This is a genomic window from Stenotrophomonas sp. Marseille-Q5258 (genome assembly GCF_946900935.1).
Taxonomy (GTDB): Bacteria; Pseudomonadota; Gammaproteobacteria; order Xanthomonadales; family Xanthomonadaceae; genus Stenotrophomonas; species Stenotrophomonas nematodicola.
The window spans coordinates 45,659-69,024 of sequence record NZ_CAMPPN010000011.1; the positions used below are offsets into that span (position 1 = coordinate 45,659).

General features: G+C 67.4%; 22 protein-coding genes and 1 tRNA gene. 3 read left to right on the top strand and 20 right to left on the bottom strand.

What is annotated here, in order from left to right:
• Window positions 1-2 precede the first annotated feature (2 nt).
• The 12 genes from nuoH to OC534_RS08945 form a co-directional block, all read right to left on the bottom strand.
• Window positions 3-1,094 carry an NADH-quinone oxidoreductase subunit NuoH gene (nuoH, locus tag OC534_RS08890; RefSeq protein WP_017355929.1) on the bottom strand — a complete coding sequence of 364 codons (1,092 nt, stop codon included), beginning with the start codon at window positions 1,092-1,094 and terminating at the stop codon, window positions 3-5.
• Window positions 1,091-3,325, bottom strand: a complete 2,235-nt coding sequence (nuoG, locus tag OC534_RS08895; protein ID WP_153165181.1) for an NADH-quinone oxidoreductase subunit NuoG — start codon at window positions 3,323-3,325, stop codon at window positions 1,091-1,093. The genes nuoH and nuoG overlap by 4 nt, the downstream gene beginning before the upstream one ends.
• Window positions 3,322-4,662, bottom strand: coding sequence for an NADH-quinone oxidoreductase subunit NuoF (gene nuoF, locus OC534_RS08900; protein ID WP_017354661.1), 1,341 nt, complete (start codon window positions 4,660-4,662; stop codon window positions 3,322-3,324). Before nuoF ends, nuoG begins: the two co-directional genes overlap by 4 nt.
• A gap of 3 nt (window positions 4,663-4,665) precedes the next feature.
• The gene (gene nuoE / locus OC534_RS08905; protein ID WP_262071676.1) at window positions 4,666-5,193 is read right to left on the bottom strand and encodes an NADH-quinone oxidoreductase subunit NuoE; all 528 of its coding nucleotides are present in this window, start codon (window positions 5,191-5,193) and stop codon (window positions 4,666-4,668) included.
• Window positions 5,194-5,287: 94 nt separating this feature from the next.
• Entirely contained in the window at window positions 5,288-6,595 is a 1,308-nt protein-coding gene (locus OC534_RS08910) for an NADH-quinone oxidoreductase subunit D (protein WP_262071677.1), read from the bottom strand.
• A complete protein-coding gene (locus tag OC534_RS08915) occupies window positions 6,592-7,341 on the bottom strand; it encodes an NADH-quinone oxidoreductase subunit C (protein WP_017354658.1) in 750 nt (249 codons plus the stop codon). The genes OC534_RS08910 and OC534_RS08915 overlap by 4 nt, the downstream gene beginning before the upstream one ends.
• Before the next feature lie 32 nt (window positions 7,342-7,373).
• Window positions 7,374-7,928: an NADH-quinone oxidoreductase subunit B gene (locus tag OC534_RS08920; RefSeq protein WP_017354657.1), complete on the bottom strand. Its 555-nt coding sequence runs from the start codon at window positions 7,926-7,928 to the stop codon at window positions 7,374-7,376.
• Entirely contained in the window at window positions 7,919-8,275 is a 357-nt protein-coding gene (locus OC534_RS08925; RefSeq protein ID WP_026070543.1) for an NADH-quinone oxidoreductase subunit A, read from the bottom strand. The genes OC534_RS08920 and OC534_RS08925 overlap by 10 nt, the downstream gene beginning before the upstream one ends.
• A gap of 112 nt (window positions 8,276-8,387) precedes the next feature.
• A tRNA-Leu gene (locus OC534_RS08930) sits at window positions 8,388-8,472 on the bottom strand.
• Between the two features lie 52 nt (window positions 8,473-8,524).
• Window positions 8,525-8,977 carry a preprotein translocase subunit SecG gene (gene secG / locus OC534_RS08935; RefSeq protein WP_026070542.1) on the bottom strand — a complete coding sequence of 151 codons (453 nt, stop codon included), beginning with the start codon at window positions 8,975-8,977 and terminating at the stop codon, window positions 8,525-8,527.
• 54 nt (window positions 8,978-9,031) lie between these two features.
• Window positions 9,032-9,787 carry a triose-phosphate isomerase gene (tpiA, locus tag OC534_RS08940; RefSeq protein WP_017354654.1) on the bottom strand — a complete coding sequence of 252 codons (756 nt, stop codon included), beginning with the start codon at window positions 9,785-9,787 and terminating at the stop codon, window positions 9,032-9,034.
• Between the two features lie 584 nt (window positions 9,788-10,371).
• Window positions 10,372-11,307, bottom strand: a complete 936-nt coding sequence (locus tag OC534_RS08945; protein ID WP_136003216.1) for a 2-oxoglutarate and iron-dependent oxygenase domain-containing protein — start codon at window positions 11,305-11,307, stop codon at window positions 10,372-10,374.
• A gap of 199 nt (window positions 11,308-11,506) precedes the next feature.
• Between OC534_RS08945 and OC534_RS08950 the strand changes: the two genes are divergently transcribed.
• Both OC534_RS08950 and OC534_RS08955 read left to right on the top strand, forming a co-directional pair.
• Window positions 11,507-12,790 (top strand): glycosyltransferase family 4 protein, encoded by a 1,284-nt coding sequence (locus OC534_RS08950; protein WP_262071678.1) that lies wholly within the window; start codon window positions 11,507-11,509, stop codon window positions 12,788-12,790.
• On the top strand, window positions 12,777-13,631 hold the full coding sequence (locus tag OC534_RS08955; RefSeq protein WP_017354651.1) for a polysaccharide deacetylase family protein: 855 nt from the start codon (window positions 12,777-12,779) through the stop codon (window positions 13,629-13,631). The genes OC534_RS08950 and OC534_RS08955 overlap by 14 nt, the downstream gene beginning before the upstream one ends.
• A gap of 77 nt (window positions 13,632-13,708) precedes the next feature.
• On the opposite strand, the gene glmM is transcribed toward OC534_RS08955, so the two are convergent.
• From glmM to trpB, 5 genes are all read right to left on the bottom strand, one after another.
• Entirely contained in the window at window positions 13,709-15,076 is a 1,368-nt protein-coding gene (gene glmM, locus OC534_RS08960) for a phosphoglucosamine mutase (RefSeq protein WP_262071679.1), read from the bottom strand.
• Window positions 15,076-15,960 carry an acetyl-CoA carboxylase, carboxyltransferase subunit beta gene (accD, locus tag OC534_RS08965; RefSeq protein WP_017354649.1) on the bottom strand — a complete coding sequence of 295 codons (885 nt, stop codon included), beginning with the start codon at window positions 15,958-15,960 and terminating at the stop codon, window positions 15,076-15,078. The genes glmM and accD overlap by 1 nt, the downstream gene beginning before the upstream one ends.
• A gap of 152 nt (window positions 15,961-16,112) precedes the next feature.
• Window positions 16,113-16,919 carry a tryptophan synthase subunit alpha gene (gene trpA / locus OC534_RS08970; RefSeq protein WP_262071701.1) on the bottom strand — a complete coding sequence of 269 codons (807 nt, stop codon included), beginning with the start codon at window positions 16,917-16,919 and terminating at the stop codon, window positions 16,113-16,115.
• Window positions 16,920-16,926: 7 nt separating this feature from the next.
• Window positions 16,927-17,625 (bottom strand): hypothetical protein, encoded by a 699-nt coding sequence (locus OC534_RS08975; RefSeq protein WP_262071680.1) that lies wholly within the window; start codon window positions 17,623-17,625, stop codon window positions 16,927-16,929.
• Window positions 17,622-18,848, bottom strand: a complete 1,227-nt coding sequence (trpB, locus tag OC534_RS08980; protein WP_017354646.1) for a tryptophan synthase subunit beta — start codon at window positions 18,846-18,848, stop codon at window positions 17,622-17,624. Before trpB ends, OC534_RS08975 begins: the two co-directional genes overlap by 4 nt.
• Before the next feature lie 95 nt (window positions 18,849-18,943).
• On the opposite strand from trpB, the gene OC534_RS08985 reads away from it, so the two are divergent.
• Window positions 18,944-19,831, top strand: coding sequence for a LysR family transcriptional regulator (locus OC534_RS08985; protein ID WP_262071681.1), 888 nt, complete (start codon window positions 18,944-18,946; stop codon window positions 19,829-19,831).
• A 52-nt stretch (window positions 19,832-19,883) separates the two neighbouring features.
• Here the strand turns inward: OC534_RS08985 and OC534_RS08990 are convergent, their stop codons facing one another.
• The 3 genes from OC534_RS08990 to OC534_RS09000 all read right to left on the bottom strand — a co-directional run bounded on the left by OC534_RS08990 (window position 19,884) and on the right by OC534_RS09000 (window position 23,304).
• A complete protein-coding gene (locus tag OC534_RS08990; RefSeq protein WP_017354644.1) occupies window positions 19,884-20,540 on the bottom strand; it encodes a phosphoribosylanthranilate isomerase in 657 nt (218 codons plus the stop codon).
• Complete coding sequence (gene truA / locus OC534_RS08995; RefSeq protein ID WP_017354643.1) at window positions 20,537-21,310, bottom strand: tRNA pseudouridine(38-40) synthase TruA; 774 nt, start codon at window positions 21,308-21,310, stop codon at window positions 20,537-20,539. Before truA ends, OC534_RS08990 begins: the two co-directional genes overlap by 4 nt.
• An 80-nt stretch (window positions 21,311-21,390) precedes the next feature.
• On the bottom strand, window positions 21,391-23,304 hold the full coding sequence (locus OC534_RS09000) for a FimV/HubP family polar landmark protein (RefSeq protein ID WP_262071682.1): 1,914 nt from the start codon (window positions 23,302-23,304) through the stop codon (window positions 21,391-21,393).
• Window positions 23,305-23,366 lie beyond the last annotated feature (62 nt).

The window sequence follows — 23,366 nt, forward strand, 5'->3', positions numbered from 1 at the left end:
ACTTAGACGCCCTTCTGGATCACGCCGTAGAACACCATCAACGCCGTCACTGCAATCCACGCGATGGTGAGCGGGATGAAGACCTTCCAGCCCAGACGCATGATCTGGTCGTAACGGAAGCGCGGGAAGCTGGCACGGAACCAGATGTACGAGCTGGCGAAGAAGAACACCTTCAGCAGCAGCCACGGCCAGCCGCCCTTCCAGATCCAGTCGATCCACGGGGAGATGTCCGCAGTGACCCAGCCCTGGATCGGGCTCAGCCAGCCGCCGAGGAAGAAGATCGAGATCAGGAAGCTGATCAGGATCATGTTGGCGTATTCGGCCAGGAAGAACAGCGCGAACGCACCACCGGAGTACTCGACCATGTGGCCGGCGACGATTTCCGACTCGCCTTCCACCACGTCGAACGGCGCGCGATTGGTTTCGGCCACGCCGGACACCCAGTACACGACGAACAGCGGGAACAGCGGCAGCAGGAACCAGTCGAACAGACCGGCGTTGCCGGCCTGGGCCAGCACGATGTTGCTCAGGTTGAGGCTGCCCGAGGCGATCATCACACCGACCAGGGCAAAGCCCATCGCGATTTCGTAGCTGATCATCTGCGCCGAGGCGCGCATCGCACCCAGGAAGGCGTACTTCGAGTTGGAGGCCCAACCGGCGAGGATGATGCCGTACACGCCCAGCGAGGTCATCGCCAGCAGATACAGCAGGCCGGCGTTGGCATTGGACAGCACGATCTTCGCATCGAAGGGAATCACCGACCACGCCGCGAAGGCCGGCGCCAGGGTGATCAGCGGTGCCAGCACGAACATGGCCTTGTGCGAGCTGGCCGGCTGGATGATTTCCTTGAACAGCAGTTTGAAGACGTCGGCGAAGGCCTGGAAGATGCCCATGCCCACGTACATCGGACCGTGGCGGACGTGCATCCAGCCGATCAGCTTGCGCTCCCAGACCACGTAGAAGGCCACCGAGATGATCACCGGCATGGTGATCACCAGGATCTTCAGGATGATCCAGGCCAGCGCGCCGATCTCGCCCAGCGACAGCAGCCACTGGTGCAGCGGGTCGACCGCGTTCAACAGCAATTCGTTCATGCAGCCACCACCGTTACGCGTGCGGCACCCAGCGGCGCGGTAGCACCGTGGCCCGATTCAATCCAGACCGACCCCGCGGCGACGCGGGCGTCGACCACCACCGGCAGCGTGGCGCGACCGGCATCGGTGCCGACCTTGGCCATCTGCCCTTCAACCAGCTGCAGGCGGGCTGCGTCGTCGGCGTTGAGCACGATGCGCGGCGCGTTGTTGAGCGGGTGCGACTGCAGCGCCTGGGCGCGACGGACCACAGCATCGGTGCGGTAGATCGCGGCGGTCGAGGCCACTTCCAGGCCTTCCACAGCGACCGGCGCGGCGGCGGACGGCGCAACGGTGACGCTGACCGGCGCCAGGCTGGCGCGCAGGCCGGCCAGATCGATGAACTCGAAACCGGCCAGCGACAGCTCGCCGCCCAGCGCACGCAGCACGCGCCAGCCTTCACGCGCCTCGCCCGGCAGCTTGCCGCCGGCACGGGCCGTCTGCTCGCGACCATCGAGGTTGGTCAGGGTGGCGTCGACTTCCGGCAGTGCGCCGATCGGCAGGATCACGTCGGCCACATCGCGGGTCGAGGCGCAGGCGAACTGGCTGAAGGCCACCACCTGTGCACCGGCCAGCGCCTTGCGGGCAGCAGCGGCGTCGGCAAAGTCCAGGCCCGGCTCGATGCCGTACAGGACATAGGCCTTGCGCGGCTGGGCCAGCATGGCGTTGACGTCCTTGCCGGTCGGCAGCACGCCGGCGCGGGCCAGGCCCACGGCGTTGGCGCCCTGCGGGATGCGGCACAGCCTGGCACCGGTAGCGGCGGCGAAATCGCGCGCGGCGGCGCGGATGGCGGCGGCCTGCGGGTGGTTCTCGGCGATCGCGCCGACGATGAGGACGGCGTTGTTGGCCCCCTTCACGGCCTCGCGCAGCTCGGCATTGCCCAGCGCGTCGATGAACTTCGACGGTGCAACGATCTGCTTGCCGGCCAGCTTGAAGGCGAAGTCGAAGTCGACCGGGTTGACCGCGTGGATCTTCGCGTTGCGCGTGGTCTGTGCCTTGCGCAGGCGGGCGTGCAGCAACGGCAGCTCGTGGCGGATGTTGCTGCCGAGCACGACGATGCTGTCCGCGCCTTCGATCTCGGCCAGCGGGAGGCCGAACACCTCGGCCACGGCAGCGTCGGAGAAGTCGCGGTTGTTGATGCGGTGGTCGATGTTGGAGGTGCCCAGGCCCTTGGCCAGTCGCGCCAGCAGCGCGCCTTCCTCGTTGGAGGCCGACGGGTGCACCAGCACGCCGAGGTCGTCGCCCTGATGGGCGGCGAAGATCTCCTTGGCGGCGGCCAGGCCTTCAGCCCAGCTCACTTCCTTCCACTCGCCGTTGACCTTGCGCAGCGGCTTGACCGCACGGTCGTCGCTGTACAGGCCCTGGTGGGAGTAGCGGTCGCGATCGGACAGCCAGCATTCGTTGACCGACTCGTTGTCGCGCGGCACCGCGCGCAGCACTTCGCCGCGACGCACGTGCAGGAACAGGTTCGAGCCCATCGCGTCGTGATAGCCCAGCGATTCGCGCGCGGTCAGTTCCCACGGACGGGCGCGGAACTGGAACACCTTGTTGGTCAGCGCACCGACCGGGCACACGTCGACGACGTTGCCGGACAGCTCGGTGGTCAGCGGCTTGCCGTCGTAGGTGCCGATCTGCAGGTTCTCACCGCGGTACATGCCACCCAGTTCATAGGTACCGGCAACGTCGGCGGTGAAGCGGACGCAGCGCGTGCACTGGATGCAGCGGGTCATCTCGGTGGCGACCAGCGGGCCCATGTCCTCGTCCGGCACCACGCGCTTGCGCTCGTTGAAGCGGCTCACCGAACGGCCATAGCCGAGCGAGACGTCCTGCAGCTCGCACTCGCCGCCCTGATCGCAGATCGGGCAGTCCAGCGGATGGTTGATCAGCAGGAATTCCATCACCGAGCGCTGGAACTTCAGTGCCTTCTCACTGCGGGTGGCGACCTTCATGCCATCCATGACCGGCGTGGCGCAGGCCGGCGCCGGCTTGGGCGACTTCTCGACGTCGACCAGGCACATGCGGCAGTTGGCCGCGATCGGCAGCTTCTCGTGGTAGCAGAAGCGCGGGATCGGAATGCCGGCCTTGTCGGCGGCCTGGATGATCATCGAGCCCTTGGGCACGACCAGGGACTGGCCGTCGATTTCGACGGTCACATGATCCGGTGGCACGCTCGGATTTACGGGTTGCGCGCTCATGCAGCGGCTGCCTCCACCTTCTTGCCGTCAACCATCGAATGACCGTTGACGATGTAGTACTCGAATTCGTCCCAGAACTGGCGCAGGAAGCCCTGGATGGGCCATGCCGCCGCTTCACCGAACGCGCAGATGGTGTGGCCTTCGATCTGGCCGGCCACTGCCTTCAACTGGTGCAGGTCTTCCATCGTGGCCTTGCCGGCAACGATGCGTTCCAGGACGCGGTGCATCCAGCCGGTGCCTTCGCGGCACGGGGTGCACTGGCCACAGGATTCCTTGTGGAAGAACTGCGAGATGCGGCAGGCGAACTTGACGCAGCAGACGCTGTCGTCGAGCACCACGATGGCGCCCGAGCCCAGACCGGTGCCCAGGGCACGCAGGGTGTCGTAGTCCATCTGCAGGCCCTTGAGTTCTTCGGCCTTGAGCACCGGCATCGACACACCGCCCGGAACCGCGCCCTTCAGGGTGCGACCCGGCTTGAGGCCGCCGGCCATCTCCAGCAGCTCGTCGAAAGTGGTGCCCAGCGGCACTTCGAAGTTGCCGCCCTTCTGCACACAGCCGGAAACCGAGAAGATCTTCGGACCGCCGTTCTTGGTCAGGCTCAGGCTCTGGAACCACTCCGGGCCGTTGCGGATGATCGCCGGCACCGAGGCATAGGTCTCGGTGTTGTTGATCGTCGACGGCTTGCCGTACAGGCCGAAGTTGGCCGGGAACGGCGGCTTGTAGCGCGGCTGGCCCTTCTTGCCTTCCAGCGACTCCATCAGCGCGGTTTCTTCGCCGCAGATGTAAGCGCCGGCACCGAGCGCACCGTAGATGTCGATGTCCACGCCGCTGCCGAGGATGTTCTTGCCCAGCCAGCCGTTCGCGTACGCGTCAGCCAGGGCCTGCTCGAAGTGCTCGAAGGGCTCGTGGTGGAACTCACCGCGCAGGTAGTTGTAGCCCACGGTACTGCCGGTGGCGTAGCAGGCGATTGCCATGCCTTCCACGACCGAATGCGGGTTGTAGCGCAGGATGTCGCGATCCTTGCAGGTGCCCGGCTCGGATTCATCCGAGTTGCAGAGGATGTACTTCTGCATGGTGCCCTTGGGCATGAAGGACCACTTCAGGCCGGTCGGGAAGCCGGCGCCACCGCGGCCGCGCAGGTTGGACTGCTTGACCATCTCGATGACCTGTTCCGGCGAGATCTTCTCTTCGAGGATCTTGCGCAGGGCGGCGTAGCCACCGGTCTTGAGGTAGCTTTCGTACGACCACGGGGTGTCGTAGTGCAGCGTGGTGTAGACCACCTGGTGCGGCAGCGGCGCAGGACCGACCGGACCCGTGGGTGCGTGATGATGTGCCATGTCTTACTCCAACCCGTCCAGCAGCTCGTCGACTTTCTCGACGGTCAGGCGCTCGTGGTAATGGCCGTTGATGACCATCATCGGCGCACCGGCGCAACCGGCCAGGCATTCTTCTTCGCGCTTGAGGTAGACGCGGCCGTCGGCGGTGGACTGGCCGGTCTTGCAGCCGAGCTTCTTCTCGGCGTGCGCAACCAGGTCCTCGGCGCCATTCAGCCAGCAGCTGATGTTGGTGCAGAAGGCGACGTTGTGGCGGCCAACCTTCTCGGTCTCGAACATCGAGTAGAAGCTGGCAACCTCATAGGCCCACACCGGCGGCAGATCCAGATACCTGGCGACGCCGGCGATCAACTCGTCGGTCAGCCAGCCCTGGTTCTGTTCCTGTGCCGCATGCAGGCCCTGCAACACGGCCGAGCGCTTGCGATCCGGCGGGAACTTGGCCAGCCAGTGATCGATGTGCGCGCGCGTCTTGTCGCTCAACACCACCAACGGGTCGACGTCGCGCGCCGCCTCGAAATTACCTGTCGCCTTCATCGGCCGACCTCAGCGAATACCAAATCGTGAAAGACCAGAACCTGCAGCGCCGGCAGAAGCCGGCGGGTGTCAGGCATCGTGCATGCGGCCGGGATCACCGGTCCACCTCACCGAACACCAGGTCGTAGGTGCCGATCATGGCCACCACGTCGGCGAGCATGTGCCCGCGCACGACCGAGTCGATCGAGGACAGATGGGCGAAACCCGGCGCGCGCAGGTGCACGCGGAACGGCTTGTTGGCGCCATCGGACATCAGGTAGCAGCCGAACTCGCCCTTGGGCGCTTCGACCGCGGCGTAGGTTTCGCCGGCGGGGACGCAGTAGCCTTCACTGAACAGCTTGAAGTGATGGATCAGCGCTTCCATGTCCTCCTTCATGTCCTCGCGGCTGGGCGGCGCGACCTTGAAGTTCTTGACCATGACCGGGCCGGGGTTGGCACGCAGCCACTGCACGCACTGCTTGATGATGCGGTTGGACTCGCGCATCTCGGCCACGCGGACCAGGTAGCGGTCGTAGCAGTCGCCTTCCTTGCCCAGCGGAATGTCGAACTCGACGGCATCGTACTTGGCGTACGGCTGCTTCTTGCGCAGATCCCAGGCAATGCCCGAGCCACGCAGCATCACCCCGGTCATGCCCCACGCATGGGCCAGTTCCGGGCTGACCACGCCGATGCCGACGGTACGCTGCTTCCAGATACGGTTGTCGGTCAGCAGGGTCTCGTACTCGTCGACACGCTTGGGGAACTCGACGGTGAAGTTCTCGAGGAAATCGAGCAGCGACCCTTCGCGCGCGGCGTTGAGGTTCTTCAGGGCCTTGCCCTTGTGCCAGCGCGATTCCTTGTACTTGGGCATACGATCCGGCAGGTCGCGATAGACGCCACCCGGACGGTAGTAGGCCGCGTGCATGCGCGCGCCGGAGACCGCTTCGTAGCAGTCCATCAGCTCTTCACGCTCACGGAAGGCGTACAGCATCACCGCCATCGCGCCCAGATCGAGCGCGTTGGAACCCAGCCACATCAGGTGGTTCAGGATGCGGGTGATTTCGTCGAACATGGTGCGGATGTACTGCGCGCGTTCGGGCGCTTCGATCCCCATCAGGGTTTCGATCGCGCGCACGTAGGCGTGCTCGTTGCACATCATCGACACGTAATCCAGGCGATCCATGTAGCCGATCGACTGGTTGAAGGGCTTGGACTCGGCCAGCTTCTCGGTACCACGGTGCAGCAGGCCCACATGGGGGTCGGCACGCATGATGGTTTCGCCGTCCATTTCCAGGATCAGGCGCAGCACACCGTGCGCGGCCGGATGCTGCGGGCCGAAGTTCATCGTGTAGTTGCGGATTTCCTGCCGGCTTTCGGCGGGATTGCTCGCAAAGGCCTGGCTGGCCTGGTGGAATTCACTCACTTTACTGCCTCCGTCTGCGCGCTTTCGCCGGCAGCGGTCTGGAAACGGGCATCGTCACGGATCACGCGCGGCACGCCGACACGCGGCTCCACCGAGGTCACCGGCTCGTAGATCACGCGCTTCTTCTCTTCGTCGTAGCGCACTTCGACGTTGCCGATCAGCGGGAAATCCTTGCGGAACGGATGGCCGACGAAACCGTAATCGGTCAGGATCCGGCGCAGGTCCGGGTGACCTTCGAAGATCACGCCGTAGAGGTCGAACGCTTCGCGCTCGAACCAGTTCAGGCCCGGCCAGACGCTGGTCAGCGACGCGACCACCGGCAGTTCCTCATTCGGCGCGAAGCAGCGGATGCGCATGGTGAGGTTGTGCTGGTAGGAACGCAGCTGGGCGACCACGGCGAAACGCTGCAGCGGGATCGGCTGCGGCTGGGCGCCATCGCTGGTTTCGCGGGTGGGGAACTCGCCCCATGCGAAACGACCGACGGACTTGCCCTCGACGCCGCGGCTGAAGCCCTGGGACGACACGTCGGCCGTATCCCATTCGTCGCTGCCGTAGCCGAGGTAGTCCAGGCCGCACAGGTCGACGGACTGCTCGAAACCGAATTCGTCGCGCAGCGCCAGGGCGGTGGCATGCCAGTCAGCGGCGGGCACTTCCAGCGTCACTTCGCCGCGGGGTTCGACCACGAAGACCTGCGCACCGGCAAAGCGTGCGGAGAGTCGGTCGATGAAGGATGCTTGCTCTGCCATGGGGGCTTGGCGTGCTCTTGTCAGGAGGAATGTCAGCGGGCGATGGTCTGCGTACGCCAGATCTTCTTCTGCAGCTGCAGGATCCCGTACACCAGCGCTTCGGCGGTAGGCGGACACCCGGGAACGTAGACGTCCACCGGGACCACGCGGTCGCAACCACGCACTACTGCATAGGAGTAGTGGTAGTAGCCGCCACCGTTGGCACAGCTGCCCATCGAAATGACCCACTTCGGGTCCGGCATCTGGTCGTAGACCTTGCGCAGCGCCGGGGCCATCTTGTTGACCAGGGTGCCGGCCACGATCATCACGTCGGACTGACGCGGCGACGGGCGGAACACCACGCCGTAGCGGTCAAGATCCAGGCGCGCCGCGCCGGCATGCATCATCTCCACCGCGCAGCAGGCCAGACCAAAGGTCATCGGCCACATCGAGCCGGTCCGCGCCCAGTTCAACAGCGCATCGACGCTGGTGGTCACGTAGCCCTTTTCGAGCAGCGGGTTGTCGCCTTCGGGGCGCAGGATGTCGTCGACCCGCCCTTCCGGGACCGGGTTGTTCATCAGGCCATCGAGAGTCTGAATCACTCCCATTCCAGCGCTCCCTTCTTCCAGACGTAAATGAAACCGAGGAAAAGCATGCCCACGAACAGGCCCATCGTGACCAGCGAACGCGCACCCAGTTCCATGAAGACCTGGGTCCACGGCACGATGAAAATGATTTCCAAGTCAAATACGATGAACTGGATCGCGATCAGGTAGTAGCGCACATCGAACTTCATGCGCGCGTCCTCGAAAGCCTCGAAGCCGCACTCGTACGGCGAGAGCTTTTCCAGATCAGGACGTCGTGGACCGAGGAATCGGCCGACCAGCATCAGCGCAACGCCGATACCGGTGGCAACGATCAGAAACAGCAGAGACGGCAAATATTCGGCCAGCACAGCGATTCTCTCTTGCCTCTGCCGCTGCGCCTGCAGGCGCTTTGGCATGGGGGAGTGGACGGACTCCGCACCCTGGCGCCGTGCGCGCCAGACGAAATCCGCTTACAAACAATGGTGCCCAAGAGGGGACTCGAACCCCTACGACTCTCGTCGCTACCACCTCAAGGTAGTGCGTCTACCAATTCCGCCACCTGGGCTTACGATCGCACCGGGGGTTACTTCCCAATGCGCCGCATATTGTAACCGTCTTCAGCGATTCTGGGTGCCTTCCGAAGGCTTTTCTTCACCAGAAGTTTTCGCTCCCGCCTCAGCCGGCACAGTGGCCTGCGGAACCGGCTGCTGGACCGGGGTCTGGACGGGTGCTGCCGGGGCCTTCGGCACGGCCGGCAACTCACCTGCCGGCGCTGCCGGCACGCTTTCCACCGGGGCCGACATCAGGCCCAGGTCCTGCTGCGCTGCCGGGCGCGAGCCGTGGCTGGCGTACCAGGCCATGAAGAGGCTGATGCCGAAGAACACCACGGCCAGCCACTTGGTCGACTTGGACAGGAAATTGGACGCGCCGCGCGCGCCGAACACGGTCCCCGAGGCGCCCGCGCCGAAACCCGAACCCGCGGCCGCGCCGGAACCACGCTGCATCAGGATGAGCGCGATCATGGCCACCGCCACCAGCACGTAGACCACATTGAGGATCAACATCAGCATTTCGAATCCGTCCTCGGACATGTCGCGCCGACGGTCGGTCGGCACATTATCTTGTTAGCGCCCGGCCGCCGCATCGACGATGGCCAGGAAGTCCGCGGCCACCAGGGAGGCGCCGCCCACCAGCCCACCATCGACATCGGGCTGCGCGAACAGTTCCCCAGCGTTGTCGGGCTTCACGCTGCCGCCGTAAAGGATCGGCAACGAATCAGCGATTCTAGCATCCAGCTTGGCCACTTCGCCACGGATGAAGGCATGGACCTGCTGGGCCTGCTCTTTGCTGGCGGTCCGGCCGGTGCCGATGGCCCAGACCGGCTCATAGGCGACCACGGCATGCTGGAAGCCGGAGGGGCCCACCAGGGCCAGCACCGGGGCCAGCTGGGCGGCGATGACCTGCTCGGTCTGGCCGGCCTCGCGCTGCTCCAGCGTCTCGCCCACGCAGAGCACCGGGACCAGGCCGGCATGCAGGGCGGCGGCGAACTTGCGTGCCACCAGCTCGCTGGATTCATTGTGGTACTGGCGGCGCTCGGAATGGCCGACCAGGCCATAGCGGGCGCCGACCTCGGCCAGCATCGAGGCCGAGACCTCGCCGGTGTAGGCGCCCTTCTCGTTGGAGCTCACGTCCTGGGAGCCAAAGGCGATGGCCCGGCCCTCGAAGTCCTCGACCAGTTCGCCCAGGTACGGCAGGGGCGGCAGGATGACCACCTCCACCCCATCGCGCGGCAGGCTGGCGACCAGGTCACTGACCAGGTCGGTGGCGAATTGGCGGCTGCCGTGCAGCTTCCAGTTACCGGCGACGATCTTGCGGCGCATGGCGGGGCTCCAGTTGGGTATCAACGGGCAATGATACCGGATGTAACGAATCAGCGCCCCGCCGAAAACGCTTACATTTCAAATGGATAATGATCTGTGGCTGGGTTTGGCGCGAAGAGCGCGGCTGTTCATTGTTGTCGGAGAGGGGGCCGGGTCCGGTACGCCCCTCCGGGACACGCACGTAAACCCATCCCTGGGGGCTTGTCGAAAACATCCATGTTTTCGACAGTCCCTCCGGGGCGTACCGGCCCCAGCCCCCTACAGATGATGGCGACCGGACGGCAGAAGCGGCCCATGCCGACGGCTTGAATCTGCTTTCCGATCCGGTCGACGGACTGCTTGAGGGGTGAGGACCGGTGCACCCCGCAGCGACGCTCCAAAACATGGATGTTTTGGAGCAGCCCCCAGGGATGGGTTCACGGCGTGTCGCGGAGGGGTGTGCCGGGCCTCGCCCCGCGCTGATAGCAATGAGCAGCCGCGCCGTTCGCGACAAACAAAAAGGCCACCATGACGGTGGCCTTTTGGCAGCCTTCCGGGGCGTACCGACCAGCGGTCGGTACCTGCCGGTTCGGTCGGATGGGCGGTTACTTCAGCTTGATCTCGCGCAGGCGCTCTTCCAGGAAGCCGTGGGCAGTGATCGGCTCCGGGTAGCGGCTCGGGTTGTCCGGGGTGATGCAGGTCGGCAGCACGTCGATCAGGAAGTCCGGGTTGGGGTGCAGGAAGAACGGCACCGAGTAACGCGGCTGGCGCGCCTGCTCGCCCGGGGGATTGACCACGCGATGGATGGTGGACGGGTACACATGGTTGGTCAGGCGCTGCAGCATGTCGCCGATGTTGACCACGATGGTGTCCGCGTCGGAGGTGAACGGCACCCACTTGCCTTCGTGCGACTGCACTTCCAGCCCCGCCGCGCTGGCACCGACCAGCAGCGTGATGAAATTGATGTCGCCGTGTGCGCCGGCGCGCACGTTGGGAATGTTCTCGGCGGTGATCGGCGGGTAGTGGATCGGGCGCAGGATCGAGTTGCCGTTGTTGGTCTTGTCGGCAAAGAAGTCGATCGGCAGGCCGATGTGCAGCGCCAGCGCCGACAGGACCCGCGAGCCCAGGTTGTCCAGGGCCTGGTACAGGCCGTAACCGCGCTCACGGAAACCGGGAACCTCGGACGGCCACAGGTTCGGGGCCATCACGTCACGGTACTTGGAATCGTCCGGGATCTCGCGGCCGATGTGCCAGAACTCCTTCAGGTCGAAGTGCTGGGAGCCCTTGGCGGTTTCCACGCCGAACGGGGTGTAGCCGCGGGCGCCACCGCTGCCCGGCACGTGGTACTGGCGCTTGGTCTCCTCCGGCAGAGCGAAGAAGGCCTTGAAGACGTCGTAGGCCGCATCGATGTCGGCCTGCGGGATGCCGTGGTTGCGGATGCCCGCGAAACCCCATTCGCGGTAGGCCGCGCCCAGCTCTGCAACGAAGGCGTCGCGGTCACTGTCGAAACGGGTGATGTCGAGGGTCGGAATCTGGCTCACAGCGTTACCTGGCTTGTTCTTGGATGGACGAAGGGCCGCACCTGTGGCCCGGCTGAACATTGTGACAGATCGGGCTCATGCCGCCACCGATACATTGATACAAGCCGATACAATGCGCGCCACCCGGGCTGTGTGAACGGGCCAATGACGCTGCCGCCGCCACGCGTCCCCTCCTCTGCTGCAGCACTCGATCCGCCCTATGGACGCCACCTCGCCGGTTCCCGCTGAGCCCTCTTCCTTCGCTGGCAGCCCCCGGCAGGCCGACGCCGGTCCGCCCGTCGCCGATCCCCACGCTCAGGCCCTCGCGGCGGGCGCTGAGGCCGCCGGCCACCGCGTCATCCCGCTGAAGATCCTGCATACCGAAGCGGCCAAAGGCTTTGGCGGTCAGGAGATCTACATCTACCGGCACATGCTGGCCATGCGCGAGCGCGGCCATGACGTGTCGCTGCTGTGCCAACCCGGCGCGCGGCTCGGCGAAATCGCACGGGAAGCCGGGTTCACCGTGCACACCCTGAAGATGGGCGGCCTGCTGCGCCTGCTGCGCGGCATCGGCACGGTCTCGCGACTGGTGCGACGCCACGGCTACCACGTGGTCAACACGACCAGCCGGCGCGACAGTCTTATCGCCGCTGCCGGAGCGCGCCTGGGCGGCACGCCCCTGGTGGTGCGCTCGCGTCACCTGATGAGCCCGGTCAACTCACTGCTGACCTACACCGGCCTGCCGCACCGGGTCCTGACCGTCAGCAGCTTCGTGAAGCAGCTGCTGGTGACGCGCGGCATCGCCGGGGAGCGGATCGGCATCGTGCCGCCGATCGCGGTCCCGCCGCAGTGGACGCAGATCAACAAGGACGATCCGTGGCAGTGCCTGCAGGAGACCCGCACCGAGGTGCGGCGCGAACTCGGTTTCGACGAGGACCAGATCGTGGTCGGCTGCGTGGCGGTGCTGCGTGAGCCGAAGGGCCACGCCGACCTGCTGCACGCCATCGCCCCGCTCTGCCGCCGCCACCGCAACCTGCAGCTGGTGATCGTCGGCGACGGACAGCCGGTGATGGACCGCCTGCTGGCGCTGCGCGCGGAACTGGGCATCGCCAGCCAGGTGCACCTGCTGGGCTACCGCCTCGGCGCGTGCCGGTTGATGACCGCCTTCGACATCTTCGCGCTGGCCAGCCACAAGGAAGCGGCCGGCACCGTGTTCCTGGAAGCAGCTTACGTCGGCGTGCCGATCGTGGCCACGCGGGTGGGTGGCGTGCCGGAAATGGTGATGGAAGGGAGCAATGCTATGCTCGCGCCGCTTGGCGACCCGGCCGCGCTGACGCACGCGCTGCAGACGCTGGTCGAAGACCCGCAGGAGCGCCGCCGCATGGGCCGCGCCGGCTGGGAATGGATGCACAGCGCGCAGCGCTTCACGCCGACCGGCCACACCGAAGCGACCGAACACTATTACCACCAGTGGTTGAAGGAACTTGGGCATGGCCAACGCTAGATCCGTCCCGGTGCTGATGCATCACCATGTATCGCCCTCGCCGGGCATGATCACCGTGTCCCCGGAGAACTTCGAAAGCCAGATTGCGTGGCTGGCCGCCGACGGCTGGACCTCGCTGACGCTGGAGCAGTACGCCGGCTTCCTCGCCGGCCAGCCGGTGCCGCGCAAGTCGATCGTGATCACCTTCGACGACGGCTACCTGGACAACTGGGTCTACGCGCACCCGATCCTGCTCAAGTACGGCATGCACGCGGTGGTGTTCGTGGTGACCGGCTGGATGGGCGATGGCCCGGAACGGCCGCATGCCGGCCAGACCGGCGCGACCCTGCCGGCAACACCGGACCATCGCGGCTGCGAAGCGGCGATCCTGGAACAGGACCGCGCCGACTCGGTGATGATGCGCTGGAGCGAGGCGCGCGCGATGATCGCCGCCGGCACCTTCGAAGTGCACTGCCACACCCATACGCATACGCGCTGGATGAAGCAGGCGATCAGCCGGGCGCAGAAATGCGTGGGTATCGAGAGCGACCTGTCGCGCGCGCGCGCGGTGCTGCAGCAGGAGCTTGGCAGCGTTTCGGACACGCTGTGCTGGCCGTACGGCGATTTCGACGAGGACTACGTGGCGATCGCACGGCAACAGGGCTTCACCCACCTGCATACCACCCATCCGTTCGGCCGCAATGTGGTGGGCGGCGATCCTGGCCACATCTATCGCTTCGCCATCCGCAACCGTCCGGCACGCTGGCTGCGCAAGCGGATCGCGTTGAGCTACCACCCGCTGATCGCGCCGCTGTTCAACCGCTTCAAGGCGAAACAGAAGAAGATGGCGCCGGGGCCGTAACGGCCCGGAAACGAACGCGTGCGCCACGAAAAAACCCGGCCGAGGCCGGGTTCTTCGTTTGCGCCGCCTGCGACATGTCAGGCCGCTGCGGCGGCCTTCACCGCATCGGACAGGTTGTCCAGCGTGGCCTGCATCAGGTCGCTGCTGTCCGCTTCGACGGTCACGCGTACCACCGGCTCGGTCCCCGACGGCCGCAGGAACGCACGACCGCGGCCCTGCACCGACTGCTGCGCGGCCGCGAGAGCGGCCTGCACGCTGTCGGACTGCACGACGGCCTTGGCCGAGACACCGGCCAGACGCACGTTGACGGTCTTCTGCGGCACTTTGTGCAGGCCCGACAGCGCCTGCCGCAGCGATGTATTCTCACGCCGCAGCACTTCCAGCACCTGCAGTGCGCTGACGATGGCGTCGCCCGTGGTGGCGCGGTCCAGGCACAGCAGGTGACCGGAGGCCTCACCGCCGAGCACGCCACCGCCTTCGACCAGCGCCTGGTGCACGTAGCGGTCACCGACGTTGCTGCGCAGGAACTGTATGCCCAGCCGCTCCATCGCCTGCTCGAGCCCGAAGTTGGTCATCAACGTGCCGACCACCGGACCGCGCAGGCGTCCATTGCCGCGCCAGGAGGGCGCCAGCACGTACAGCAGGTCGTCGCCATCGACCGGGTTGCCCTGATCGTCCGCCATCAGCACGCGGTCGCCGTCGCCATCGAAGGCGATGCCGAGATCCGCACCGGTCTCGCGCACCTTGGCGGCAAGGTTGTCGATGTGCATCGACCCGACGCCGTCATTGATGTTCACACCGTTCGGCTCGGCGCCGATGGCGACCACCTCCGCACCGAGCTCGCGGAACAGCAGCGGCGCGATGTGGTAGGTGGCGCCGTGGGCGCAGTCGAGCACGATCTTCAACCCGCGCAGGTCGAAGGCACGCGGCACGCTGGCCTTGCAGAATTCGATGTAGCGGCCCACCGCGTCCCGGGCGCGCATGGCCTTGCCGAGACGGTCCGATTCGGCGGTGGTGAACGGTTCGTCCAGCGCTGCTTCCAGTGCCAGCTCGGTGGCGTCATCGAGCTTCTCGCCATCGGCGGAGAAGAACTTGATGCCGTTGTCGTAATGCGGGTTGTGCGAGGCGCTGATGACGATGCCGGCGTCGGCCCCGAGCGTGCGGGTCAGGAAGGCGACGGCCGGGGTCGGCATCGGCCCCAGCAGCTGCACGTCCGCGCCGGCGGCAACCAGCCCCGCCTCGAGCGCGGCTTCGAACATGTAGCCGGAGATGCGCGTGTCCTTGCCGATCACCACCACCGGGCGGTGGCCCGGCCGATGGCCGTTGCGCGCGGTCAGCACGCGACCGAGCGCGTTGCCCAGGCGCAGCACGAAATCGGCCGAGATCACCCCCTGGCCGACCCGACCGCGGATGCCGTCGGTGCCGAAATACCTGCGCGCGCCCATCAGGCAGCGGCGTCCGCGGCAGGCGCGGGCTGGCGGCCCAGCATGGCCAGCAGCTCGGACAGACGGTCACGCATTTCGCGGCGATCGCAGATCTGGTCGATCGCCCCATGCTCCAGCAGGAACTCCGAACGCTGGAAGCCTTCGGGCAGCTTTTCGCGCACGGTCTGCTCGATCACACGCGGACCGGCGAAGCCGATCAGCGCCTGCGGTTCGGCGATGTTGATGTCGCCCAGCATGGCAAACGACGCCGACACGCCACCGGTGGTCGGGTGGGTCAGTACCGAGATGTACGGCAGGCCGGCATCACGCAGGCGACCCAGCGCGGCCGAGGTCTTGGCCATCTGCATCAGCGAGAACAGGCCTTCCTGCATGCGCGCGCCGCCGCTGGCGGAGAAGCACACGTAGGGCGCACCGATCTCCAGCGCCTTTTCGGCGGCCAGCGAGAAGCGCTCCCCCACCACCGAGCCCATCGAACCGCCCATGAAGGCGAAGTCGAAGGCCGAGGCCACCAGCGGGCGGCCCTTCATCAGGCCCTGCATGGCAATCAGCGCGTCGTACTCGCCGGTGTTCTTCTGCGAGGCCTTGATGCGTTCGCTGTACTTCTTCTGGTCCTTGAACTTGAGCAGGTCCGTCGGGCCCAGGCGCGCGCCGATCTCGGTGGTGCTGTCGACGTCGAACAGCGCCGCCAGACGCGCGCGTGCGCGGATGGCCATGTGATGGCCACACTTGGGACAGACCTCGAGGTTCTCCTCCAGCTCGGGACGGTAGAGCGCGCTGCCGCAGCTGCTGCACTTCTCCCACAGGCCCTCGGGGACGCTGCGCTTCTTGCTGGGGACGTTGTCGGTGCGGATGCCAGACGGCATCAACTTGCTGAGCCAACTCATGCGGGATGCTACTTCCGTTCAGGGCGGCCCGGGGGCCGCAAAGGCCGACAGTCTAGCTTACCCGTACGGTGCCCGGGACCCCCTGCCCGTGCAGTAAAGCGGGCGTGAAAACCGTGCTGGGGCGTACGTTCGAGGGGGCGCGGCGGCCGGCGTTACCGCACGTCCAGCGCCTCGCGCAGCGGTTGCAGGAACGTCCGGGCCACGTGCGCGGCGGCAGCGGCATCACCGGTCCCGGCCAGGGCGGCAACCAGGGCGCTGCCGACCACGACACCATCAGCCTCCACCGCCATCGCCGCCGCACTGGCCGCATCCTTGATGCCGAAACCGGCCACCACCGGCACGTGGGAGCGCTGGCGCAGGTCGCGCAGGCGGGCGCTGGCGGCGCTGCTGTCCAGGCGGTCGGATGCACCGGTGACGCCGGCGAAGCTGACGTAGTACAGGTAGCCCTGGGCCATCGTGGACAGGGTGTCCAGCCGCGCATCGGCGGTGGTCGGCGAGGCCAGGAGGATCAGGGCCAGGCCTGCGGCCGCGAAGATGCTGCGGGTTTCGTCGGCCTCTTCCGGCGGCAGGTCCACCAGCAGCACACCGTCCACGCCGGCGCGGATCGCCGCCTCGGCAAAGCGTGCGGTGCCGTGGATCTCGACCGGATTCAGATACCCCATCAGTACCACCGGGGTGGCAGCGTCGTCACGGCGGAAGGCAGCCACGGTCTCCAGTACGTAGCGCAGCCCTGCACCACGCGCCAAGGCGCGCTCGGAGCTGCGCTGGATGGTCGGTCCGTCGGCCATCGGGTCGGAGAACGGGACGCCCAGTTCGATCACGTCCGCCCCCGCGGCAGCCAATGCGTGCATGACCGGCACGGTCGCCTCCAGGCCCGGGTCACCCGCGGTGATGAAGGGAATCAGCGCCTTGCGGCCGGAGGCACGCAGACGGGCAAAACAGGCATCGATACGGTCCACACTCATGTCAGGCACATCCTTCGAACGTTTCAACGGCGCCGCTGGCGCCCCAGTACATCTTCGTTATCGCCCCATCGACGATCTCCAGCCGGATCGCCAGATCCGAGCCCGGGTCCTGCCAGGTGAGGTACTCGCCCGCGTCAGGGACATAGGCATGCGGCTGCGCGGTGCTGCCGCCGGGCAGGCGCCGCAGGGCGTCTTCGCGCGACATGCCCAGGCGCAGTCCGAACGGCCCGGGCTGGGTGATGGTCTCGCCCGATCCGTCCAGCAACGCCAGGTCGAAACGCAGTACGTGCTCATCCTGGACCATCATCGAAACGCCCTCGGGCAGACTGCCGCGCTCATAGAACTCGCAGCTCCCGGGCGCCCCGCCCTCGCTCAGACCCGCCGAATGCCACTGGTCATCGGCATCGGTCACGCTGAAGCGCTGCCCGATCACGATGTCGCCGGCATGGTCCAGGGCAACCGAGACCACCGCCGGAGCCGCGGCGTCGGGGGCAACCGGCTCGACGGCCGGTTCGGGCGCCGGGTCGTCCTCGATCGGGCGGTTGGCAATGTCGTCTTCGTTGCTTGCCGGCATCCGTGCCGGTGCGATCGCCGCGGGCGCCGCAGGCGCGGCCGGCAGCACCGGCGGGTCCGGCGGGGTACAGCCGGTCAGGCCGACCACGATCAGCAGCGCACTTCCCTGGCGCAGCAGGGGGGTCACAGCATCAGACCCTCGCGCGCGGCGATGGTGTGCACGTCCTTGTCGCCCCGACCGGACAGATTGCACAGCACCAGCTTGTCGCTGGGCAGCGCGCGCGCCAGCTTGATCGCCTGGGCGACCGCGTGGCTGGATTCCAGCGCGGCGAGGATGCCCTCGCTGTGGGCCAGTTGATGGAACGCGGCCAATGCTTCGTCGTCGGTGATACCGACATACTCGGCGCGACCGGCATCGGCCAGGAAGGCGTGCTCCGGGCCCACGCCGGGGTAGTCCAGGCCGGCTGAAACCGAGTGGGTTTCGATGATCTGCCCGTCGTCGTCGCAGATCACATAAGTGCGGTTGCCATGCAGCACGCCCGGGCGGCCGGCCGCGATCGAGGCCGCATGACGACCAGTTTCAATGCCGTCACCGGCGGCCTCGGCGCCCACGATGCGCACATCGCGATCGTTGAGGAAGGCATGGAACAGGCCGATCGCGTTGCTGCCACCGCCCACGCAGGCGGTGATCGCATCGGGCAGGCGGCCGTAGTCGGTGAGCATCTGCGCGCGCGCTTCGCGCCCGACGATGGCGTTGAAATCACGCACCATGCGCGGATACGGGTCCGGCCCGGCGACGGTACCGATGATGTAGAAGGTATCGCGCACGTTGGTGACCCAGTCGCGCATCGCTTCATTGAGTGCGTCCTTGAGCGTGGCCGACCCGGAGGTGACCGGCACCACCGTCGCGCCGAGCAGCTTCATGCGGTAGACGTTGATCTTCTGCCGCTCGATGTCGGTGGCGCCCATGTACACCACGCATTCCAGGCCCAGCCGCGCCGCCACGGTGGCGCTGGCGACGCCATGCTGGCCGGCACCGGTCTCGGCGATGATGCGCTTCTTGCCCATGCGCGCGGCCAACAGCGCCTGGCCGATGGTGTTGTTGATCTTGTGCGCGCCAGTGTGGTTCAGGTCCTCGCGCTTGAGCAGGATCTGTGCGCCACCGACCTGACGGCTGAGGCGTTCGGCGTGGTAGATCGGACTCGGCCGGCCCACGTAGTGGGTGAGGTCCTTGTCGTAGGCGGCGATAAAGGCCGGATCGCGGCGCGCCTCGTCATAGGCGGCGGCCAGCTCCTGCAGCGGCCCGATCAGGGTTTCGGCGACGAAGCTGCCGCCGTAACGGCCGAAATGCCCCTGGGCATCCGGATAGGCATGGAAATCGGCGATGGGGGATGCGGGGGTGGAGGACATGGCGCGACAACCGGTGGAGACAGGCTGACACTTTAACGCACGGGTCATGACAGTAATATCGACAATATCTGCCATGACCTGTCAGGAAAACTCACATGAGCACCTCCCCCCTGCCCCCGCTCAACGCCCTGCGCAGTTTCGAGGCAACGGCCCGGCTCGGCGGCGTGGGCCGCGCGGCCGCGTCGCTGCACGTGACGCATGGGGCAATCAGCCGCCAGTTGCGCGTGCTGGAAGACGTCCTGGGCGTGGCCCTGTTCGTGCGCGACGGCCGCGGACTGCGGCTGACCCCCGCCGGCACCGTGCTGCAGACCGCCTGTGAGGGCGCTTTCGCGCAGATCCGCGACGCGGTTGCGGTGATCAGTCGCGAGCAACGGCCGGGGCCGCTGGTGCTCGGCTGCAGTGGCAGCATTCTGGCGCGCTGGATGATTCCGCGGCTGCAGGCACTGCAGGCTGCCCTGCCCGGGCTGCCGCTGCACTGGTCGGCGCAGGATGGCAGCTTCACCGCCGACCAGCAGGCGCTGGATGCCATCCTGCTGCTGGCGCAACCGCCGTGGCCCCGCGGCTGGCGGGTGCGCGCACTGGCACCGGAACGGGTCGGCGTGGTGGTGAGTCCGCAGCACCCTGCCGCTGCGCGCCTGCGCGGGAGGCCGCCGCACGCGTTGCTGGACGAAACGCTCCTGCAGACCACCTCACGCCCGCAGGCGTGGCCGGCGTGGGCAACGTCGCAGGGACTGGACCCGGCGCGCCTGCAACTGGGCACCGGGTTCGAGCATCTGTACTACCTGCTGGAAGCGGCCGTGGCCGGGCTGGGCGTGGCGATCGCCCCCGAACCGCTGGTGGCCGACGACCTGGCGGCAGGGCGGCTGCTCGCACCGTGGGGGTTCGCCGCCACCGGCGGCTTCTGGGTGCTGGCAACGCCGGAGGGGACCCAGGATGCGCGGGTGGACGCCTTGGCGGACTGGTTGGCCGGACAACTGACGTGAACCGGTCTCCCGGCCCACGGTCGGGCGCTGCCGTCGAATGCCGCCGTGGAGGCTAATCCGCCTCGTGGCAGTCGGCGCGGCGCACTTCCTCGACGAACTTGCGCATCTTGTAGCCGTCCTTGATGCCCGGTTCGGTTTCGATGCCGCTGGACACATCCACCCCCCACGGCAGGGTGGCGACGATGGCATCGAATACGTTGTCCGGGGTGATGCCACCGGCCAGCAGGAAGGGACGGTGCAGGCCGGTGGGCAGACGTGTCCAGTCGAACGCGACGCCGGTGCCGCCGCCACCGCCCGGTGCGTGGCTGTCGAACAGGAAGCCGGCCGCGCCGGGATAGCGCAGCTGCAGCTGACGGGCGTTGACGTCGTCGCGCCCGCCCATCGCCACGGCCTTCAGATAGGGCATGTTGAAGCTGCGGCAGAACGACTCGTCCTCGTCGCCGTGGAACTGCAGCAGGGTTGGCCGCACGGTACGCAGCACTTCGCGGACTTCCTCCTTGGTGTTGTCACGGAACAGCGCGACCACGTCCACCATCGGCGCGATGGCCTGGCGCATTGCGCGGGCCTCAGCCGGCGCGACGCGGCGCCTGCTCTCGCGGGCAAAGATGAAGCCGACCGCGTCCACGCCCAGCTCGCCGGCCAGGCGGACGTCGCCGGCCCGGGTCATGCCGCAGAACTTGATGCGGGTGCGATAGAAGGAGCGGCTCATAAGGTGACCTCGGCGGGCAGATGCCAGTTGTCGGGATACAGGGGGCCAACGAACACCAGTCCCTGCGGGGGGGCGGTGGGACCGGCCACGGTGCGGTCCTGGCCAGCCAGCAGCTCGGCCATCCACGACACCGGCTTGTCCCCACAACCGATCAGAATCAGTGAGCCGACGATATTGCGCACCATGTGATGAAGGAATGCATTGGCCTGAACGCAGACCTCCACCACCTCATCGTGGCGGACCACGCTGATCGCCTGGAGCTCGCGGCGGGCATGCAGGGCCTCGCACTGGATGCTGCGGAAGGCACTGAAGTCGTTCTCGCCGAGCAGCGCCTGGCCAGCCGCGTGCATCAGCCCGGCGTCCAGCGGGCGACGTTCCCAGCTCAGGGTCTGGCGGTACAGCGCCGGCCGCACCTGACGGTTGAGCAGCCGATAGCGGTAGCGCCGCGCCCGGGCCGAGAAGCGTGCGTGGAAGTCGTCGGCCACCGGCACGCACCAGCGCACGGCGATCGAACGCGGCAACCGGGTCGTGGTGCCCAAGGTCCACCCGCGCGGATCGCGCACCACGTCGGTATCGAAATGGACCACCTGGCATTCGCCGTGCACGCCGGCATCGGTGCGGCCGGCGCACGTCACCTGGATCGGTGCATCGGCCACCGAGGACAACGCCTCCTGCAGGCTGGCCTGCACGCTGGGACACCCACTCTCGCCCAGCTGCTGCCAGCCCTTGTACTCACTGCCATCGTATTCCACGCCCAACGCGTAGCGCATGCTCAACCTCTGTTTCGTCGGGGAACCGGGCCGGCGTCGGCCCGGGAATCAAGCGGGGAAACGACGGGCAAACGCGTCGTTCATCCCAGGCGCGCCAGCAGCTCGCGCGCTTCGGCCTGCATGTGCGGGTCCGCGCCCACGGCGACTTCCTGCAGCAGCGTGCGCGCGGTTTCGGCGTCGCCCAGGTCCAGGTAGGCGATCGCCAGCTCCAGGCGGTCGCGTCCCGGCGCGGGCCCGAACACGGTGCCATCGGCAGGCGCGTCCCCTGCCTCGATCGCATCGTGGCCTGCGGCGGCGATGTCCGTCGGGTCGGCGTCGGACACCGGCTCGGCCGGGTACTCGAACACGCCACGGAAGGACGGCTGCGCCGCCGCTTCCAGCGCATGCGCCGGCGGGCCCGGCAGCACCGGCGCAGCCTCGGGCGCGGCCTCGGCGACCACCTCGTCCTCGTCCACGGCCGGGCTGTCGCCGGTCACCGGCGCCAGCGCGAACACCGGCTCGCGGCGCAGGTCGTCGGCCAGCGGCGCTTCGTCCAGCGCGGCGACGTGTACGTTGTCGTCTTCGTCGGCCAGGCGCTGCTGCGCGGCCAGCTCATCCACGTAATCGGCGGCCGGCACGGCGGCGGCAAGTGCGGCACCGTCAAGGCCGTCACGCGACAGCGGCGGCAACGGTGAGGCTTTGCGACGGCGACCGAAGAGCCAGCCGACCACGCCCAGCACCAGGACGACCAGACCCAGCCAGTACCACCCACTCCCACTGCTGTCGCGTGGCGACGGCGCCTGCGCAAGACGCTGCTGGGCAGCCGCCAGGTCGCTGTCCTTCATTGCGATGAGTGACTGCTGCTGGGTCTTGAGCTTCTCCAGTTCGGCCACCCGGTTGCGCAGCTCCTGGATCTCGGCATCGCGGGTGGCGACATCTTCCTTGGCCTGACGCAGTTGTTCGTTGCCCAGCATGTCACCCTCACTGCCGGCGGCGGTGCCGGTGGTTGTTCCTGCGGTGTGGTCGGCAGCGGCGACGGCCGGCGCGATTTCCAGACGGGCCCCCTGGCGCGGCGGCGTGGCAGCGGCAGCGCTGGCAGGGGCCGGTGCACTGGCGGCGGTGTCGGCCGGCTGCGGAATCGCTGCGCGCGACTGGCGCCACTGGGCGGTATGTTCACGCACGATCGCAGCCGCCTCGCCGGGATCGATGGCCGCGCCGCCGTTGCCGGCCGGACCGCGCAGCACCGCGCCCTGCTTGAGCAGGTTGACGTTGCCACGGATGAAGGCCTCGGGGTTGGCGCGCAGCAGCGCGATCATCGCCTGGTCGCGGCTGACGCCCTGCTCGCGTGCGACTGTCGCGGCGATCTGCGACAGCGTCTGGCCGCGCTGGACGGTAATGCCCTCGGCGCCCAGGGCGGCCGGGGCCGGCGGACGGTTGACGGTGGGGCGCGGTGCGGCCGCCGCCGTCCGCGGCGCGGGGGCCGCCGCAGCAGCGGCCGGCGGCACCACGGCTGGCGCAGGGGCCGGCTCACGCACGATGGCATTGGACAGGGCGCCGGCAGGCGCGACGATCTCCGGCTCGGCAACGGCGGCGGCGCTGTTGGGCGCATCGACCAGCGCCGAATACTCGCGCACCAGCCTGCCCTGCCCCCAATCAGCCTCGATCAGGAAGTTCAGCGACGCTGTCGCGACCGGCGCATGGCTGCTTACGCGGACCACGGCCCGGCCCTGCGCATTGCGGGTCAGCTCGAACTGCAGCTCGCTGACCAGGCCACTGGGCGGTTCCAGCCCGACGCGGGCGAAGGTGGCCGGCGACGCCAGCGAGACCCGAAGCTGTTCCAGTTCGGCCGGATCGGCCGAAATCACCGGAATCTCTGCCAGGAGTGGCTGGCCGGGCTTGGACAGCACACGGATATCGCCCAGGCCGAGGGCCAGGGCGGAGCTGCTGGCCAGGGCCAGCAGCAGCGTCGACACATACTTGAGCGGGCGCAATGCGCCCGGAGCCCGGTTCTTCATGGCGGCCAATATAACGGCTCCCCCCGTGATCGGCGATGATTCATGTGGTGCGGTCGGCGGCA

Coding starts and splice junctions, on each gene's coding strand:
- nuoH (WP_017355929.1), bottom strand. CDS start 1,094: ATGAACGAATTGCTGTTGAACGCGGTCGACCCGCTGCACCAGTGGCTG.
- nuoG (WP_153165181.1), bottom strand. CDS start 3,325: ATGAGCGCGCAACCCGTAAATCCGAGCGTGCCACCGGATCATGTGACC.
- nuoF (WP_017354661.1), bottom strand. CDS start 4,662: ATGGCACATCATCACGCACCCACGGGTCCGGTCGGTCCTGCGCCGCTG.
- nuoE (WP_262071676.1), bottom strand. CDS start 5,193: ATGAAGGCGACAGGTAATTTCGAGGCGGCGCGCGACGTCGACCCGTTG.
- OC534_RS08915 (WP_017354658.1), bottom strand. CDS start 7,341: ATGGCAGAGCAAGCATCCTTCATCGACCGACTCTCCGCACGCTTTGCC.
- OC534_RS08920 (WP_017354657.1), bottom strand. CDS start 7,928: ATGGGAGTGATTCAGACTCTCGATGGCCTGATGAACAACCCGGTCCCG.
- secG (WP_026070542.1), bottom strand. CDS start 8,977: ATGCTGATGTTGATCCTCAATGTGGTCTACGTGCTGGTGGCGGTGGCC.
- tpiA (WP_017354654.1), bottom strand. CDS start 9,787: ATGCGCCGCAAGATCGTCGCCGGTAACTGGAAGCTGCACGGCAGCCGC.
- OC534_RS08950 (WP_262071678.1), top strand. CDS start 11,507: ATGGACGCCACCTCGCCGGTTCCCGCTGAGCCCTCTTCCTTCGCTGGC.
- OC534_RS08955 (WP_017354651.1), top strand. CDS start 12,777: ATGGCCAACGCTAGATCCGTCCCGGTGCTGATGCATCACCATGTATCG.
- glmM (WP_262071679.1), bottom strand. CDS start 15,076: ATGGGCGCGCGCAGGTATTTCGGCACCGACGGCATCCGCGGTCGGGTC.
- accD (WP_017354649.1), bottom strand. CDS start 15,960: ATGAGTTGGCTCAGCAAGTTGATGCCGTCTGGCATCCGCACCGACAAC.
- trpB (WP_017354646.1), bottom strand. CDS start 18,848: ATGTCCTCCACCCCCGCATCCCCCATCGCCGATTTCCATGCCTATCCG.
- OC534_RS08985 (WP_262071681.1), top strand. CDS start 18,944: ATGAGCACCTCCCCCCTGCCCCCGCTCAACGCCCTGCGCAGTTTCGAG.
- OC534_RS08990 (WP_017354644.1), bottom strand. CDS start 20,540: ATGAGCCGCTCCTTCTATCGCACCCGCATCAAGTTCTGCGGCATGACC.
- truA (WP_017354643.1), bottom strand. CDS start 21,310: ATGCGCTACGCGTTGGGCGTGGAATACGATGGCAGTGAGTACAAGGGC.
- OC534_RS09000 (WP_262071682.1), bottom strand. CDS start 23,304: ATGAAGAACCGGGCTCCGGGCGCATTGCGCCCGCTCAAGTATGTGTCG.